Genomic DNA, 18,225 nt, shown 5'->3' with positions numbered 1-18,225 from the left:
TTAGAAAGAGATTGATAATCCACCCGTAACAGTACGGTAGGTAGGATAATTAGTCACACCAGAGAGTATCCTTTCCGGATCAAGATCTTTAATGCCTGAAAGAACAAAAAGATTAGTTCCACGAACAAAAAACTTATAGTTCTTGCCGATACCTTTTCCTGATTTATTCACCAAAGTATAACTCAACTCAATATTCTTAAGACGGAAAAACGAACCATTCTCCGCCCAGAATGTAGAGTTACGTTGATTGTTATCGGCTGCCATTGTTGTCAAGCGGGGTTGAGTCCCCTCTGGATTGTTCACTGGGTGATAACGGTCAAATGCAAGTACAGAATATCCGTTAAGACCAGAGTTCCAGTAATAAGAACTCGTGCATAACTTAGTAATACCTGTGGTGACAGTACCTAAAATATAAAGACCAAATCCTTTATAATTTAAAGTAACATCAATCCCCATTGTTGTAGTAGGAAAACTCTGCCCAATACTTTTTTGGTCATTATTATCGACAGTTCCATCACCATTCAAATCCGCATAAGCAATGTCACCGACCTGATAATTGCCAAAAGTCTGATTAGCATGACCTGCAAGAGGAACATCTTTACCAAAAAGTCCTTGTGCCTGCCATCCAAAGATCGTGCTGGTCGGACGTCCTATTGCCTTACGATACTCTTCCATATTACTTAGTTCATTACTTTTACGCAATTTATTTTTCGTATAAGTAATATTGAATCCCACATTATAAGTAAAATCCTTTCCTATTTTATCATTCCAACTTACATAAGCATCAAATCCCTGATTCATGACTTCCCCAATGTTCTCGTACGGAATAAAATCACCTCCTGTTGCTGCATACTTAGCATTATTTACACCTATAATATTCTTACGCAACTCACGGAAATAGTTAATTTCAGTAGAAAGGCGGTTATGCAAGAAAAGCCCTTCTGCACCCACGTTCAGCTCATTAGAATACTCCCACTCCAAATCGGGATTACCCCAACGAGAAAGATCGGTAGTATTCCCCCCAATAGTCGGTCTGAACTCTTCCTTATCTCCTTTTTTCCAATTTGTTCTATAAAGGAAGAAACCGGTATTACCAGCATAACCAAGATGACCGTAACTAGCCTTTAACTTCAAAAAGTCTACTTTTTTCATATTTTTCAAGAACGATTCATTAGAAAGTACCCACGCTGCGCCAATTGCCCGGGCAAAGAAGTATTGGCTACCTTTCTCAAACTTATTACTTCCCATTGCAGAAAGTGTACCTTCAAGCATATACCGTTTGTCATAATTATAATTAGCCCGGAATGTAAAATTAGCATCTTTCGAGTCCTGTGAACTGCCTGTGGCTTCTTCTTGAGTATAACGAAAAGCAGCATTGGCAGAGACTCTATGAAGTCCGAATCTATTTTCATACCCCACATTCGCCCGCCATCCGAAATAGCGATATGTATTATTTGCTACAATCGATTGCTTCTTAGGCAAATTCAGTCTTTTTCGCTCCGTAAAACGAAGAACTTCATCACCATTAGCATCCAAATAACGATCAATAGAATAAGTTGGGTATGCATTACGTAATTCCTGACGTAAATAACTGTAATTATCAAAAGTCATATAAGCATCGGCAGTCAATCCTTCTACAAACTCATTCAAATCAAATTTTAATCCCAGATTCGTCTGACTGTTTACATATCTTTCTGATGTATTCCCCCCATATGCCATATCTGAATAAAGATTGCTTGATTTACGAGAGCTTGCTCCAAAAATCAAAGAACTTCCATCTACAGCAATACCATCATGCCCGTTGATCGCCTCCGGAGAGATTATAAATGGATATTCATTGGAACGAAGGGTAGATATCTCTCCAAATAGTCCTTCACCATCCTTTGCTCCCCAGTCCTTCTTTTCAATACGTGCCGCAACATCTGCTGCAACCGAAAGAAAATCTGTAATACGAATATCCAGATTACCACGAGCGTTTATTCTATTCAAGTCAGAACGGTCTCCCACTTTTTCCAAACCAGAACTTCCTGTATAGCCTACAGTCACAGCATAAGTAGCATTTTTATTTCCACCATTCAGTTCAAGAGTGGCTTTCCGGAAAGTATTCTGATCACGAAGAAACTCTTTATAATAATCTACATTAGGATAAAGCAGGTCATTTACTCCTGATGAATGACGGTAACCTTCTAAATCTTTATCCGTATAAAATGGAGACATACCGTCATTTTCACGTGCCTCATTAAACAATGTGGCATAATTATAAGAATCGAGATACTTAGGTAAACGTGTTGTAGGTTGCACACCATATTCTAATCCAAGCCGAATAATACGCTTATGTGCTTCTCCACGTTTAGTGCGCACCAGCACCACTCCATTAGTGGCCTGCGCTCCATACAGAATTTTAGCCGGAGCATCTTTCAAAATCTCAATTGATTCTATTTCCTCCGGAAGAATATCATCAATCGGACGTTCAATCCCATCAACAATTACAATAGCATTATTCGTACCATTGTTGTGATGCCCGCGAATATAAAGTGTCGAATTATCATAGCCAATTCCGCCCGTCCCTGCAATAGCAATCAGACCAGCCGCCTGTCCTTGCAAAGTATTGGATAGTTGTAATTCAGGCATTGTTTTCAAATGTTCAATATTCACATGACCAATAGCAGCCGTTAAATCAGACTGATATGTTTTAGCACCATCACCACGTTCATAAATATCACGTTCTGTTGAGTACAATCCTTCAAGCTCAAGTTTGATTTCACTGGGACATCCCCCCTCCTGTAAATTAATCACTGCATCCTTATACCCAGGAGTCTCAATCAGAATGGTGCCATTTGCCTTTGTTTTAAGGGAGAAACAACCATTCACATCTGTATAATTAGTTATTGCTCCACCCCCACTTAATACCATAACATCACGCAACGGCTGACCGTTTACATCGGTTACTCGAGCTTTTACCTCAATTACCGGAATTTTCTTCTTATTCTTGTTCTGGGCTTCCACGTCCATTGTACCTCCTATCAAAAAAGCCGACGCAAACAATCCCATGAAAAATATACGATATCTGTTTCTCATAAACATCTAAAATTAAGTATTTTCATTACCAACCCGGATTCTGTTGCAAATTGCGAAGCGCATCCACATCATGCTGTGGCAACGGATACCAGTAATTACGCATATTCGAGAATCCCCGAACTTCTTTAGTCATGTCAAATTTCTCATAAGTGAAACTTTCCGGTCTTGTTTTATCACCATACGAACCAACAGGATGAAACTTAACTCCTTGAAGAGGATATGCTGTTTTAAATAAATCATGCATAATCATCCAACGACGCACATCCCACCAACGGTGATGCTCGAACATAAGCTCTACCCCACGTTCACGACGATACGCTTCACGGAACTTCTCCGGATCATTCACTATATCCGAAGGCAAATCCGTCACATCTACACGATTACGAACTAAATTTATAGCTTCTTCTGCCGTCATTCCACAATTCTCTACTGTAGCTGTCGCACTTCCAGTCGCTTCAAACGATGCTTCTGCAAAATCCAGATAAAGCTGAGCAACCCGAATAAATACAGTTTGCGCACAGTATCTTAACCATTTATCATTACCACTAGGAAAGTGCTGCCCATGAGCATCTTCCCAAAGAAATTTACGGCACATAAAACCCGATATTTCACGTCCATTCGAATGTTTGGATGTCAAAAAGTCATTATATGGTTTTGAACCAACCCATAAACGAATATAATAGGTTGCACCATTCTGGTAAGTTCCCCATTTATCACCAGGAATTAATATATTATTATAAAAACGAGGGTCACGTTTGGTGAAAGCATGTTCTGGATCAAACTCATAACCGGAACGAGGATCATCAATCGGATAATATATTCCATCATCCCCCTGACGTTCGTACATATTAACAGCATTCAACGTCGGACAAGACATGGCAAACGCTTCCGCCCCCGTGCCTGTAGCCAACTCCGGATAAAGCCAGAACGCACGTAACGTTTTACTCCGATCCGTTGTATTTTTCATGCTACGGCGCGTCCATATATGTTCTGGCTGCTTTATCTGCGTATCCGGAAACCAAAAAATATTCGTATATTCTTCCTTAGTCTCCATCCTCACTCCGGTCACCCCCTCATTATCTTTCATATACTTAATAGCCTGCCAAGCAGCCTGTGCCGCTTTCTTCGCCCGTTCCCGATCATAAGTTTTCACTTCAATTGAATTCAGATCATTTTGCATTAAAGGACTTGCATCATACAATAACGCCATCTCTTTGAAAGCCATGGCTGCCAATTTCGTCGGACGACCGTACTGCATATTTTCCCAAGTATCAGGAAGCATAGCTATCGCTTTATCGATATCCCCAATCATCCAATCCGAACTTTCATGATAAGTGACACGGGGAAGATCATCATCTCCACCCTCAAAAACGCGATCTATGATAGGCATACCTCCATAACGTTTTATAACCGAGAAATAAAACCAGGCACGATAAAAATAAGCCTGTCCCAGAATCTCTTTTTTTTGTTCTTCCGTCAACGGGACTTTATCAATATTGGCAATCACACGATTCACAATACGTAAAGATGGATATGCCTTTCCTATCGGTGTTTTATCCCCATTACCAATCTCAGTAACATTTTCACTCTTACCCGTCAATAACCAAGAGCCTGAAAAGAATTTAGCAAAAACCGTACTATTATATGTTGCTGCCATTTCATCGGCCATTACACCCACATAAGTACGGCCATAACTACCTCCATCAGCACTTTCAAACCAATTGTAATTATCTAATTTGGAATATACACCATCCAAAAAGCCACGAATCGATTCATAATTTGCATAAACAGAAGTTTCGTCAAGCCCGCCAGCATCTTCACGTTTATCCAGGAAATCTTCGCATCCTACATTTAAAAGCAAGAAAAATCCCGCCAACAATATATATATACATTTATTCTTCATACTACCAATTATTAAATGAATCAGAACGAGAGTCTTATACCGGAGGTTATCGAACGCAGAATAGGATAGCCTTTCTGGTTACCTTCCGGGTCAATACGGTTATCTCCTCCCCAAAATGTCAACAAATTATTGCCATTCACATAAAGCTGTAAATTGGAAATACGCGCAGCTTGCAACCAACGTTTGGGTAATTTATAGCTAACTTCAAGATTTTTCAAACGCAGATAAGAGAAATTTCGATAACGATATGTACTCTCTGTTCCATTAAATCTGCCATTATTAATCAAATGTAAAGCCGGAGTTGTAATGCCACCCTGATTGGCAGTTTCCGGTGTCCATGCAGCCATGACATCAGGCTGTGCATTAATCTTTCCATCGATAAATGAAGCCATATATACATGATCTACTAATTTATAGACACCTGTTGGAGCATAAAACATGGCACTAAACCCTAATCCTTTCCAGTCAAATCCTAATTGAAAACTATAAGTGTGCAAGGGGTAATTAAGTTGTGAAACTGCAACTTTATCAGAACCATTCAAAACACCATTGGCATCGAAATCAACATAAACCAAATCACCTGGAATTACCTGACTCGGAGCAACAGAATTAATAGAACCTGTTTGGGCATAATTAAATACATCATCAATAGTTCCATAATTACCAATAGCCAAATAGCGAATCTGATGTCCAATAGGCTTTCCTGCACCTTTCAGGTGCTCTGGAGAACGATATGGGTCATCACGGAACACAACCCGGTTTTCACTTGATGCCATAGTGAAACCAACATTATAACGAAAATCCTTACCTATTTTATCTTGCCAGCGCAACTCTACTTCAAATCCATGATTCTTAGTACGCCCCATATTCACAGCATTGAAAGTCGCGCCTGCTATTGATGAAGTAGTGTTAGGTGTCATTAAAATATCCTTTCGTTTCTCATCAAACAAGTCCAGTGTCATGGATAGTTTGTTCCAGAATCCCACTTCAATTCCCAAATTTTGTTTGGTTGACTTCTCCCAAGTCGAGCCCACGTTTGCAATAGAGCCTTCTTTATAAATAGGTCCCCATTCATGCGTTTGCGTATCACCCAATGTTATCACTCCCCCAGAAGTAAATGACTGTATATAATTCCAGCGACTTGCTCCTGCATCAGAACCGACCTTTCCCCATGAATAACGAAACTTAAGATTAGTCAGTATCTTACTTACACTACTTTTCTTTATAAACGGTTCTTCCGAAAGACGCCATCCCAAAGAAAATGAAGGAAACAATCCAAAACGATGTCCGCGAGCAAACTTTTCCGAACCCGTATACGAAACATTCATCTCTCCTAAATACCGCTCTTTCCAGTTATATGTCACACGTCCTACCCAGTCCTCATTATAGCTAGGGAAACGAACATTGTCACCATCTTTTGAATCATAAATCTGCCGATTAAACAAAGCAAGTGCCCCGACATTATGACCATTGAATGTACGGTTATAAGCTACTGAAAACTCATAATAGAAACGACGTGTATATCCATCTAACCTATCATAATATTCAACAGTAGGAGACAAGGGTACGGACTCTGCATCAGGAAGACGTGTATTCTCAATCATTGGATACGAAACCGAACCATCCTGATTAATAATCGGATTAGCGTAGTCGTAAACACGATGATAACGGATTATAGACTTTAACGCCTGATTCGCACTTCCTCCACGAGTTACATTAGTCGAGGTAGTAGAGGAAGAAGAATAAGACAGCTTAGCACCAATTTTTAATCCGGGAGTAATAAAATCCAGTTTCTGCTCAAGAGACGCATCATACCAGCCTTGAAAAGTCTTACGTAAGTTTGCACCGGCCAGATTCATATTAGCAACCGGATTCTTTTCTTCATCATCTCCCCAATATCCATCAGAATATTTCACAGGGTGATCGCTCGTAGACTCTGTCATTATACGGTTAAATGGATTATCGCTATCTAGAGATTTGTTACGATATGCCATTTTACCGGCAACATTCACAGAAAGTTTTGTGGTGGAAGTAATATTAAAATCAAAATTAGAGCGCCAATTATAACGTTTGTACGTATGTCGCGGATCAAAAGCATCGTTTTCTTTCAAATTGTAGATATCACCGTCTCCCTGATAACCTACAGAAGCAAAATACTTCATATAACCAGTTCCTCCACGTATGTTTACATTATAATTTTGGGTATAGCCACTACTTACCAATTCATCCCACCAATTCACATAAGGAAATACATCGTTGTAAGCACCATAGTTACCTTCCTCATAAGCACGCTGCCAAGCTTCAATCGTAGAAAGAGGAATCAATTTATCCCAACTTCCATCATTAGCAAGCCCTCGATTATACGCTTGCATAGCCGTCACATGATCAGCTAAATGCATACTTGTCGTCGGACTCTTAAACGTCACATTTGCCGAAAAATTAATTTCCGGCGAATTGTCCGTACCACGTTTGGTTGTAATAAGAATCACACCATTACCACCACGCACACCATAAACAGCCGTTGCAGAAGCATCTTTCAGAACAGAAATTGTTTCAATTTCATTCATGTCAATATCATCCATGTCGCGCTCGATGCCATCCACTAATACTAAAGGATTCGTATTCCCCCATGTACTCTTACCACGAATATACATCGTCACATCATTATCACCCGGCTTTCCCGAAGAATTGATTGCTATGACACCATTCAACTTTCCTTGAAGAGCTTCCGAAACAGAGTTCACACTACCAGACTTCATCAATTCCAGTCCGTCCGCTTGAGTGATAGAACCAACATTCGTCACTTTTTTCTGAACACCATAACCCACCACTACAACTTCTTCGAGTACACTCGCATCTTCCTGCATCTTAAAAACGGTTCTTTTGACTGCCTCTTCAGCTTTCATTTCAATGGACTTATAGCCTACATACGAAAATTGAAGAACAGAATTAGCTTTAACAGTCAGCTGAAACCCTCCATCAAAATCAGAAATCGTACCTGTAGTAGTTCCCTTAATCTGGATATTCACCCCGATAAGAGTCTCACCACTTTTCGCATCCACAATTCGTCCCTTGACTGTTTTTGGCCATCCTCCATCGGCATGACTGATCTGTACCGAAAAGAGCAATAGAACCAACATCAGCAGACGAAATACTTTCGTGCTAAAATCTACATTTCTCATAAATTAGATCCAATTAGGTAATTAATATAAATTGTTATTAAATCTCTTTACGTAGTTTATACAATAACTTTAGTTTAGCGGGAATATTGAATTTACCGTTGAACGAATCCCCAGTATACCAAGTAGCAAATACGCCTTCTTGAGTAGCATAGAGCGTATCACGAGCTTCCTCTAACTGCCTAATTGCAGCATCCAGATTTTCAACCCGTTCATCAGTATTTTTATATGCAAGAACAAAATGATATAATGAACGGCTTAAGGCTTCCATATAATGACACGGAGCTGCCAGATTATCCCTGAAGAAACGTTGATCTTGACAAGGAAGTTGTTTCAGAAGATCCTCACAACGACGGGAAACTTCACCAAAACGAAATACAGCTCTCTCCATTCCTGCAATTAAAGAGTCAACTTGATTATTTCCGTCAATACGAAACGTCCGTCCCGGTATCCGTTCAAATCCTATATCATACAAAGGATTGGGAGAAAAATCCTGAAAACGTTTTCCTATTTGATCGAATACACGTGAATATCTTAAATCCTGAAAAATAAACTGCCGTTCCATATTTGGAAATGCAGAAGGCTTCTGCTGCCAATAAGCATAATAATAATCATGATAAAGCTTAGCAACTTTAGCGGCATGTTTCTTTCCAAAGTACTGCGTACAAAAATCCAGTAAAAACGAATCAGTATCATAAAGCTGCATATCCCACATCATACGAGCATTGGCAGCCATTTCCATTACAAATTCCCGCAAATTACCTGCGTTGACAACAGAGAAAGTCAGCGGTCCACGAGTATTGACATATCGATAATTAAACTCCATTTTCCACGGACCTTCGGCCGGAGCCAGATGAGCACCGGTAGAAGTAAACTGAAGATTCATATAATAGCCCAGCTTCACTTGCTTTTTTGTATCAAAGGCAACCAAATCATCATAAGGATAATGGTCTCTCCGCCCGGCCACAAATGTCCAAAGCATATTCTCACCCGTTGGTGGCTGAAGATAGTCTTTGGCTAATAAATCAGACAGTTCATCATAAAAAGTCATACGAACAAAAGGATCTTTTTCACCTGTTGCTTCCTTTATCATATCCAGTTGAATACGGATCATACGGTTAATAACCTCCGCACGCTCCTTATCCGTTTCCGGAGCATCAGAGAAAGCTGCCCAAAAAGGCTGGTCATTAATTCCACGGAAAGAAATCTGCCAAAGATTTTCCTGTTTATCACGGCACACAGTTTCAATGCTATACTGCCAGAACTCACGCAACGATTCCTCATCAGACAATAATAACTTAGGCGGTTCCATTTTACGCACTGTCCGCCAATAGCCCTCCCAATTCATCAGATTGTTGTTACAAGCAACGTGATGATGAGAAGTTAATATCAGACCATATTTACGCAATAATGCAGCTCGACTATTCAATTTATAATCAGGGTATGTTACTGTCGCTTCTAATTCTACAGTATTAAGTTTCAGCCTCAACATAGTCTCAAGCCACAATTCATCATTTTCTTTCGACAGCTTCCTCCATGGCTCAAATAAATCTGTATCATTAGGAAACCATGCACGATATCGAACTTGTGGAGACTTTTGATAATAGTCAAAATCTGAAGAAATCATTACTTGTTTCTTATACTGTGGTTCCCAAGACGAGAAATACCATAATGCCGGCACTTCAAGAAACTGTTCACTAAATGTATAAAGGGCATAAATAGTGCCCCGCATATCTTTTCCATGGATGTATATCCGTCTCTTCAACACATCACAATAAATTCTATGGGATTCAAAACCATCTAAAGAGCGAAGCAGTAATTTATCAATTAACAGATCATCCGTAGATTCATTAACAACTACAATATCTATCCCTTTTGCATTATCAGCCCTTTGAGAAATCTCCGGTTTATAATGCATCACTTTCTCAAAGTCTTTAGATAAAGTTGCCACCGCCAATTTCACAGGTTCAACTTCGTGACCGGATACCACAATCTGAAAGTTACCATCTTTTAAATTTAGAGATGAGTTAGCATTTATTGCTAACGATGAAATGGAAATAAAAGACAGCATAATCAGAAGCGATACAAACAGTCTACTATAATTCTTCATAGTCTCACGATTTTTAAATTCAAGTCATTAACATCCTATTTATTGAAGTGGAGGCAAATTTAAAAATTATGAACTGGATAAAAATGAAGTATGTTTATCGTATAATAAAAATATAGGTTTCTCAAAAAGAATAATTACTAATAATCAACTACTTAACAAACAAGATTAAGGCAAAAATATAGGGTTTTATACATATCTGTACAGAATATATACTACTCTTTTTTATATATAATATAGACACAAACAACCTTTATATGTTTTTTTTATATACTTTTGCGGAAGTACTCATATTAGATAACCTCCAGTATACTTACATCAGAATCTATGCAAAAAGTTAAACAGAAATACGGTTTCATTTTTTTAATGATATCTTTTATCCTTACTTCTCTATTTTACATGGGATGTTCTCAAAGAAAACAAGTAAGAAATAAAAAAGAAATCGAAAAAAGAATATCGCCCGTATTGCAGCAAAAAAGAACGTACCGTCAAGAAAAAATAGAACGTGTAGATTCCATTAAGCATTTTCTTCATACCAATGAAAATGCTATGCATGAAGAAGATATATTTAAAGAATATATGAATTTATACAATGAGTTCAAATTATATTCTTTTGATTCTGCTTATCACTATGCCACACAGTTGTGTAAAATAGCCAATGAACTAAACTCATCAGGTTATAAAATTAGTGCCAAAACTCAATTAGGCTATATCCTAGCACGTGGAGGGTTCTTTAAAGAAGCTATCGACACTCTATCTTCAATACAAATTGAAAAAGATGCATTACCTGACGTCGTGCTATCGAATTATTATATCAGCTTCGGCCGTGTTTATCATGATCTGGCAGACTATACAAAGGATGATGTATTTTCTGCGAAATATAATAAACTAGGAAATGAACTATTATACAAGAGTTTATCACATTTGACAGATTCATCTACTATATATTATGTAAAAGGGAAAATTGCTCTCAAAGAGAATAAAGTAGAAAAAGCCAAACAATTCTATCAACAAGCATTGCATCTATGCGATACGACAGATTCGGAAACACTTTCTATACTTCTGTCGACGATGGCATTCATTGACTATAAGTTGGAACTGAACGACGAAGCCATTGAATATTATGTACAAGCAGCCATCAATGATATTCGCAGTGCGATCAATGAATCTGTATCTTTAAGAGGATTGGCAACTATACTTTATTATTATAAAGATGATGTGGACCTTGCTTCCGATTATATAAATGAAGCTTTTGAAGATGCCACTTTCTACGGAACACGTCATAGAATGAATGTAATCGGAACATTATTACCTGTTTTTGTCGGAGAAAAACTTGATATTGAAAAGGTAAAAAGACAAACCTTCCAAGACAGTTTCATACTAAGTTCTGTTTTTGCAATTATACTAATTGTCTCTATAATCTACATTCTGATACAAATGAAACGTCTTCGCCGTTCACGGGAACTGCAGGAAAAACTAAATGCAAAATTAGCAGAAGCAAACAGAATCAAAAATTCATATATAGGACATTATCTGGATGCAACTTTCAAACTTGTCAACCAACTGGATAAGTTTGTACTGGTAGGCCAACAAAAATTGGATAATAAACAATACGATTCTCTTTATTCAATGATTCATAATCTGAATCAGGAATATAACAGAAAAAATACATTTGCAGATTTTGATCAGACTTTTCTGTCCTTATTTCCTACATTCGTAGAAAGTTTTAATGCATTGCTTCATTCTGAAGATCAATTCGTAATAGATAACAAGTCTTCATTGAATTCTACTTTACGAATTTTTGCCTTAATACGCCTGGGAATTACAGAAAATGAGCAAATCTCTACTATTTTAGGGTATTCAGTAAACACGGTATACAATTACAGAGTGCGCACCCGTAATAAAGCAACAGAACCCAAGGATTTTGAAGAGAATGTCAAAAAAATAGGTTTATAAACTTCCATATATTTATATGCAAGAGCCTATATTTTTGCATATCATCATATCGTTATTTCTTTGATTATCAAAACAATGCCATTCAACCAAACCTATATTTTCATTATACGATAGACATACCCCATTCTTATCCGGTCCACAATCTTTAAATTTGCCTACATTCTAATGAATACAGAAAATGAATAACTTAGATTTAAAACCGTGAAAAATATAATGAATATGCACAGCTCTATTAAAGTTCTATTCTCTATTTATCTATTATGTATCTATACAACAATAGCAACCGGACAAAATAGAATAAACAATGCCAGAGATACTCAACATCTTTGGCTCGATTCAGAGATTGGTCATCAGGGTGACTATCAGTGGAAAATGATCAAAGCAGGAGATGCAGCAGACCCCGGCGAGAAGATCTCGTTATCCAATTATGCAACTGCAAATTGGATGCCGGCTATCGTACCCGGAACAGTGTTGAATTCTTTGGTGTATAATAAAAAATATCCGGAGCCTTATTATGGAATCAATAATAAGATTGAATCAAAATTGATACCGGATATTTCTAAAACCGGACGTGATTTTTATACCTACTGGTTCCGTACAGATTTTACAGTTCCGCAGTCATTTAAGGGAAAGACTGTCTGGTTACAGTTGGATGGTATTAACTATCGGGCGGAAATTTGGGTGAATGGTAACTTGTTGAGTACAATGAACGGCATGTTCATTCAGGACTATATCGATGTCACAGACTTCGTGAAAGTCGGAGAGAGCAACGGACTGGCCATAAAAGTCTACCCGGTAGATGTTCCCGGAAGTACAAAGCCAAAGTCTTGGGGAGCAGCCGGTGAATTTCATAACGGTGGAAACGGTAACATTGGTTTGAATACTACGATGCTGATGACTGTGGGCTGGGATTTCACGTTTATGGATGGTATTCGTGACCGTAATACAGGTATATGGAAGAATATTTCCCTTTATGCTACAGGCAGAGTAGCATTGCGCCATCCTTTTGTTAAGTCTGAATTAAGAAAGCCCGGTTATGATCAGGCTTGTGAGACTGTATCAGTTGAAATTATCAATCCATCAACCAATAATCGGGTAATCAGTTGCAAGGTAAAGGGTGAAATTGTGGGCGAGAATATCACTTTCGAAAAGACTCTCCGGCTGATACGCGGAGAAGAAAAAATAGCTACCTTCACTCCTGAAGAGTTTCCGCAACTTATCATCAACTCTCCAAAACTTTGGTGGCCTGTCAATAAAGGACCACAAAACTTATATGACCTGAAGCTGACAGTGTCAGTTGATGGTAAAGAATGTGATTCAGTGAAAACAAGATTTGGTATTCGAGAAATTGTTTCGGATAGAAAGACTCCGGACAAATCACGTGTCTTTTATGTGAATGGTAAACGATTGTTTATCCGTGGCACTAACTGGATACCGGAAGCCATGTTGAGAACTTCGGATGAGCGTACTTATGCTGAATTACGTTATTCTCGTCAGTCGGGCGTCAACCTTTTGAGAATGTGGGGAGGTGGTATCGCAGAATCCGATTACTTCTTCCAGTTGTGTGATGAATTAGGACTGTTGGTATGGCAGGAATTCTGGATGACAGGTGACACTCGTCATCCGCATGATAAAGCTCTCTATATGAGCAATGTGGAATCTACCGTAAAACGTATTCGCAATCATCCTTCTTTGGCTTATTACGTTGCTTCCAATGAAAGTACAGAAGTTACAGGTACTCCTGAATTACTGAATAAACTGGATGGCACACGTGGATTCCAGATGCAGTCCGAATGTGAAGGAGTGCATGATGGCAGCCCTTACAAACAGGTAAATCCGATGCAGCATTATGAAAATACAGCCTCTCCTAGAGGAAGTCGAGTAGACGGGTTTAATCCGGAATACGGTGCGCCTACTCTCCCGACTGTGGAAATCCTTCGGGAAATGATGGATGAAAAAGACCTTTGGCCGATCAATAAGGAAGTATGGGATTATCTGGATGGAAATGGTTTCCATCTGATGAGCACTATGTATACAGACTTGGTGAATAATTACGGAAAATCCTCTTCCATCGATGAGTTTGCACAGAAAGGACAATTGTTGGGTGCTATTAATTCGAAGAGTATCTGGGAAGTATGGAACTACAATAAACTGGATTACGGTGACCGGTTCTGTTCCGGACTACTGTTCTGGTATCATAACTGCTCCATGCCTCAAGTGGCTTCCCGCATGTGGGACTGGTCTTTGGAACCGACAGCGTCGCTTTATCATACAGCTAACTCATTAGAGCCATTGCATGCGCAGTTTGACTATCTGAAAAATACGGTATCTGTAGTGAATGATTATTACCGTGAATTTAAGAACTACAAGGTGACAGCACAGGTGTATGACATTAACAGTCGGAAAGTATTCGAAGAATCAGCTACTGTGAATCTGCCTTCGGATGGAGTGGTGAACGATGCATTGACCATTCGTTTTCCGGAAAGTATATCTCAAGTCCATTTTATCAAGCTGATTTTGAAAGATGAGAAAGGAAAAGATGTTTCTTCTAACTTCTATTGGCGTTCTAATGACAAATATGAAGGAAGTAAGACTTTGACCGGTCCGGCAGCTTCAGGTTTCGAGGATTTGAGTAAACTGAAGCAGGCAAAAGTGAAACTTACCTATAAAGTAAGAGAAGATAATACTAACTACTTTGTAGATATTACTTTGAGAAATGCATCCGGTCAGATTGCTTTCTTTAACCAGTTGCAATTCCTGAACTCAAATATGAGTCCGATACGTCCGTCGTTCTATACAGACAATTTCTTCTCTCTGATGCCGGGTGAAAAGAAAACGGTAACCATTGAGACTGCAAAAGAGAAGTTGAAAGATGGAGCAGTATTGACGCTGAAAGGCTGGAATACAAATGCACAAAAGTATAAACTGAAATAAAGATAAGCAACGTGAAACGAATCTACATTCTTGGCTTTTTATTAATAATAAGCTGGAACCTATTCGCACAGAATAGTTTTGACTTAGTTATTGTCGGAGGCAATCCTGGTGGTATAATGACAGCAATTGCTGCTGCAAGACAGGGCAAGACCTCTGTTATTCTGGAACGCACCAACCATCTTGGCGGTCTTCCTGCCAACGGATTGGGAGCAACAGACATTGCCACCCGGAAAGCTACTACCGGTTTGTTTGCCGAATTCACGAAGAAAGTGAAACAATACTACATCAAACATTACGGAGAGAACTCCCGGCAAGTAGAAGATTGTAGTGACGGATTCCACTTCGAACCCTCCGTTGCGGCATTCATTTATCAGGAAATGTTGAACGAACATAAAGATAAGATAACCGTTCTTCTTATGCGTCAGTTTGATACAGCGTATCAAAATATCAACGTCAAAAACGGACATATCGAAAACATTAGTGTACTAAATCGTGAAAATGGACGAAAAGAACTGTACCAAGGCAAGATCTTTGTAGATGCTACCTATGAAGGAGACTTGGGAGCTGCAGCCGGTGTACCTTTCCGTGTCGGCAGAGAAAGTAAGGAAGAGTATGGAGAACCCGGTGCAGGGAGAACTTACGAATATTGGAAAAGCCAACCGTCAGAAGACAGTACAGGAGAATCCGATAATGCAATACAAGCATACAATTATCGTCTTTGCCTGACAAACAACCCGGAAAACCAGATTCCTTTCCCCAAACCGGAGTCTTACAATCGTGATGAATATATTTCACTCATTGAAGACGTATGGACCGGAAAAAACACGCAAAAAATTATGTCGAAAGTGACAAACGAAATGATGGAAGAAAACCGCCGGCATATTGCACAAGGAAACCGCACCAAACTACCGGGAGATAATTGGGGTATTAAAAAGTTAAGTAGCCTGGTGAAATTGCCCAATCAAAAAGTGGATGGTAATAATCAGCATGCCGCTTTCCTCTCCACCGATTTGCCTGAAGAAAACTGGCCTTGGCCCACTTCTTCCTGGGAATGGCGGGACAAATTCGCCAAACGCTTGAAAGACTACACACTAGGCTTGTTCTGGTTTGCCCAACACGATCCGGCACTTCCCGAACATTTTCGTAAAGATATAGCAAAGTGGGGATTAGCTAAAGACGAATATCAAGATAATGAAAACTTTCCACGTCAGGTTTATGTGCGCGAAGGAAGGCGCTTTGAAGGTGTCTATTTTTTCACCGCCAAAGACGCTTTACCGGTTGAACAAGGAAAACGTCCTCCTCTGCATCCCCATAGTGTTACTGCAAGTCATTATGCACTTGACTCACATGCCGCCCGAAAACGAGAAACAGGTAGAGTGCACTTGGATGGCTTTATCAGTTACCCCACAGCCGTATACACTGTACCATTGGGCGTAATCCTTCCCCGGAACATAGACAATCTATTACTTCCTGTACCCGTATCCGGTTCACACATAGGATTTTCTACTCTACGAATGGAACCTTGCTGGATGGCATTAGGACAGGCAGCAGGAATAACAGCCTCGCTTGCAATAGATTGCAGAGTATCTGTACGTGATATAGATACAACCATGCTGCAAGATTTACTAATCCGCCAAAAAGCAACTCTGGTTTACTACCGTGATATAAAACCGGAAGATGCAAATTTCCCTCTAGTACAATATATGGGATTACGAGGGTATCTACCTGAATGGGAGGCGAATTTACAGGACGCAATAGACAATGAGACATTACGGAAGTGGAGTAAGTTGTGCGGACACAGCCTCCAGGCTACTCCGGGAATAACGCCCAGAATAGAGGTGCTGCAACAGATTTACGATCAGATTTTCCTATAACAATGTTACCGTTCTAATTAAGGGATTCAATCTCCAAAAGCAAAATATTTAATAGAATAAAATCAATTATTATGTACAAAAAAGCATTATTTCTTTTATGTCTTCTACCTATCCAAATCTTAGTTGCCCAAACCGGTGCATTAAAAAACTTTCCTGATGGTAGCACTCCCGACGAGATAGGCAAGCGTCTGGCATCTCGTTTTGTAAAATCCAAGCATCTCCTTCATGCAAACAAATGGATTGGCTATCCGGAAACATGTAGTTGGAACGGTGCTCTTAAGTTTGCAACAATCACCAAGGATAAGAGACTCACGCAAATGCTGAAAGAAAAGTTTGAGCCTCTATTCACTACCGATAATAGAATATTGCCTGCCATGACTCATGTTGACCAAAATATGTTCGGAAGTTTGCCTTTAGAGTTTTATCGGATCACCAAGGAAAAACGATATAAGGAATTAGGAATGCCTTATGCCGACACTCAATGGGAAATCCCGGAAAATGCAACAATAAAGCAAAAGGGATGGGCTGATAAAGGTTATACATGGCAAACTCGCCTATGGATTGATGATATGTACATGATAACCATTGTACAGACACAAGCATATAAAGTGACTAAAGATAAAAAATACCTTGATCGCACAGCTAAAGAAATGGTGATGTATTTGGATGAACTACAACGCCCGAATGGTCTTTTCTATCATGCTCCGGATGTGCCGTACTATTGGGGACGTGGGAACGGATGGGTAGCCGCAGGTATGGCAGAGCTACTTCAATGTCTGCCCAAAAAGCACAAAGACCGTCCTCGTATTCTACAAGGGTTCCGGACAATGATGGAAAGTCTGAAAAGATATCGTAACCCGGAAGGTTTGTGGAATCAGCTGATCGATCAGCCAGACTGCTGGACCGAAACATCCGGATCGGCCATGTTCACTTTCGCGTTCATCAAAGGAGTAAAGAATGGATGGTTGGATGCAAAAGAATATGCGCCAGTCGCCCGCAAAGCCTGGATAGCTTTAGTTCGATATATCAATGATGAGAATGATGTAAAAGAAGTGTGCATCGGAACCAATAAGAAAAACGACAAACAATATTATTATGATCGCCCGCGCCGTACAGGAGACTTCCATGGACAGGCTCCCTATCTTTGGTGCGCTGCCGCTCTTTTAGAATAATAATACTTGCCGAGAATTCTAG

General features: G+C 39.4%; 8 protein-coding genes. 4 read left to right on the top strand and 4 right to left on the bottom strand.

The window, feature by feature from the left end; all coding sequences use genetic code 11:
- From AB3G73_RS19340 to AB3G73_RS19325, 4 genes are read right to left on the bottom strand one after another with little or no spacing between them, the layout of a single operon-like run.
- A complete protein-coding gene (locus tag AB3G73_RS19340; RefSeq protein ID WP_229128558.1) occupies positions 1–3,078 on the bottom strand; it encodes a SusC/RagA family TonB-linked outer membrane protein in 3,078 nt (1,025 codons plus the stop codon).
- 25 nt (positions 3,079–3,103) lie between these two features.
- A complete protein-coding gene (locus AB3G73_RS19335) occupies positions 3,104–4,981 on the bottom strand; it encodes a RagB/SusD family nutrient uptake outer membrane protein (RefSeq protein ID WP_195648874.1) in 1,878 nt (625 codons plus the stop codon).
- A gap of 20 nt (positions 4,982–5,001) precedes the next feature.
- Positions 5,002–8,163 carry a TonB-dependent receptor gene (locus tag AB3G73_RS19330; protein WP_195648875.1) on the bottom strand — a complete coding sequence of 1,054 codons (3,162 nt, stop codon included), beginning with the start codon at positions 8,161–8,163 and terminating at the stop codon, positions 5,002–5,004.
- A gap of 37 nt (positions 8,164–8,200) precedes the next feature.
- Positions 8,201–10,270 (bottom strand): glycosyl hydrolase 115 family protein, encoded by a 2,070-nt coding sequence (locus tag AB3G73_RS19325; protein WP_234132648.1) that lies wholly within the window; start codon positions 10,268–10,270, stop codon positions 8,201–8,203.
- A gap of 324 nt (positions 10,271–10,594) precedes the next feature.
- Between AB3G73_RS19325 and AB3G73_RS19320 the strand changes: the two genes are divergently transcribed.
- The 4 genes from AB3G73_RS19320 to AB3G73_RS19305 all read left to right on the top strand — a co-directional run bounded on the left by AB3G73_RS19320 (position 10,595) and on the right by AB3G73_RS19305 (position 18,203).
- Positions 10,595–12,223 (top strand): DUF6377 domain-containing protein, encoded by a 1,629-nt coding sequence (locus AB3G73_RS19320; RefSeq protein WP_195648877.1) that lies wholly within the window; start codon positions 10,595–10,597, stop codon positions 12,221–12,223.
- 219 nt (positions 12,224–12,442) lie between these two features.
- On the top strand, positions 12,443–15,157 hold the full coding sequence (locus tag AB3G73_RS19315; protein WP_367745385.1) for a sugar-binding domain-containing protein: 2,715 nt from the start codon (positions 12,443–12,445) through the stop codon (positions 15,155–15,157).
- Positions 15,158–15,168: 11 nt separating this feature from the next.
- Positions 15,169–17,031 carry an FAD-dependent oxidoreductase gene (locus tag AB3G73_RS19310; protein WP_195648879.1) on the top strand — a complete coding sequence of 621 codons (1,863 nt, stop codon included), beginning with the start codon at positions 15,169–15,171 and terminating at the stop codon, positions 17,029–17,031.
- A gap of 71 nt (positions 17,032–17,102) precedes the next feature.
- On the top strand, positions 17,103–18,203 hold the full coding sequence (locus tag AB3G73_RS19305; RefSeq protein WP_195648880.1) for a glycoside hydrolase family 105 protein: 1,101 nt from the start codon (positions 17,103–17,105) through the stop codon (positions 18,201–18,203).
- Positions 18,204–18,225: the final 22 nt, after the last annotated feature.

It is taken from the genome of Bacteroides sp. L008 (genome assembly GCF_040812255.1).
Classification (GTDB): Bacteria; Bacteroidota; Bacteroidia; order Bacteroidales; family Bacteroidaceae; genus Bacteroides; species Bacteroides vicugnae.
This window is presented reverse-complemented; position numbering and strand designations above follow the sequence as displayed.

Excerpts from the sequence above, each read along its gene's own strand:
- AB3G73_RS19340 (WP_229128558.1), bottom strand. The coding sequence starts at position 3,078 with ATGAGAAACAGATATCGTATATTTTTCATGGGATTGTTTGCGTCGGCT.
- AB3G73_RS19335 (WP_195648874.1), bottom strand. The coding sequence starts at position 4,981 with ATGAAGAATAAATGTATATATATATTGTTGGCGGGATTTTTCTTGCTT.
- AB3G73_RS19330 (WP_195648875.1), bottom strand. The coding sequence starts at position 8,163 with ATGAGAAATGTAGATTTTAGCACGAAAGTATTTCGTCTGCTGATGTTG.
- AB3G73_RS19325 (WP_234132648.1), bottom strand. The coding sequence starts at position 10,270 with ATGAAGAATTATAGTAGACTGTTTGTATCGCTTCTGATTATGCTGTCT.
- AB3G73_RS19320 (WP_195648877.1), top strand. The coding sequence starts at position 10,595 with ATGCAAAAAGTTAAACAGAAATACGGTTTCATTTTTTTAATGATATCT.
- AB3G73_RS19315 (WP_367745385.1), top strand. The coding sequence starts at position 12,443 with ATGCACAGCTCTATTAAAGTTCTATTCTCTATTTATCTATTATGTATC.
- AB3G73_RS19305 (WP_195648880.1), top strand. The coding sequence starts at position 17,103 with ATGTACAAAAAAGCATTATTTCTTTTATGTCTTCTACCTATCCAAATC.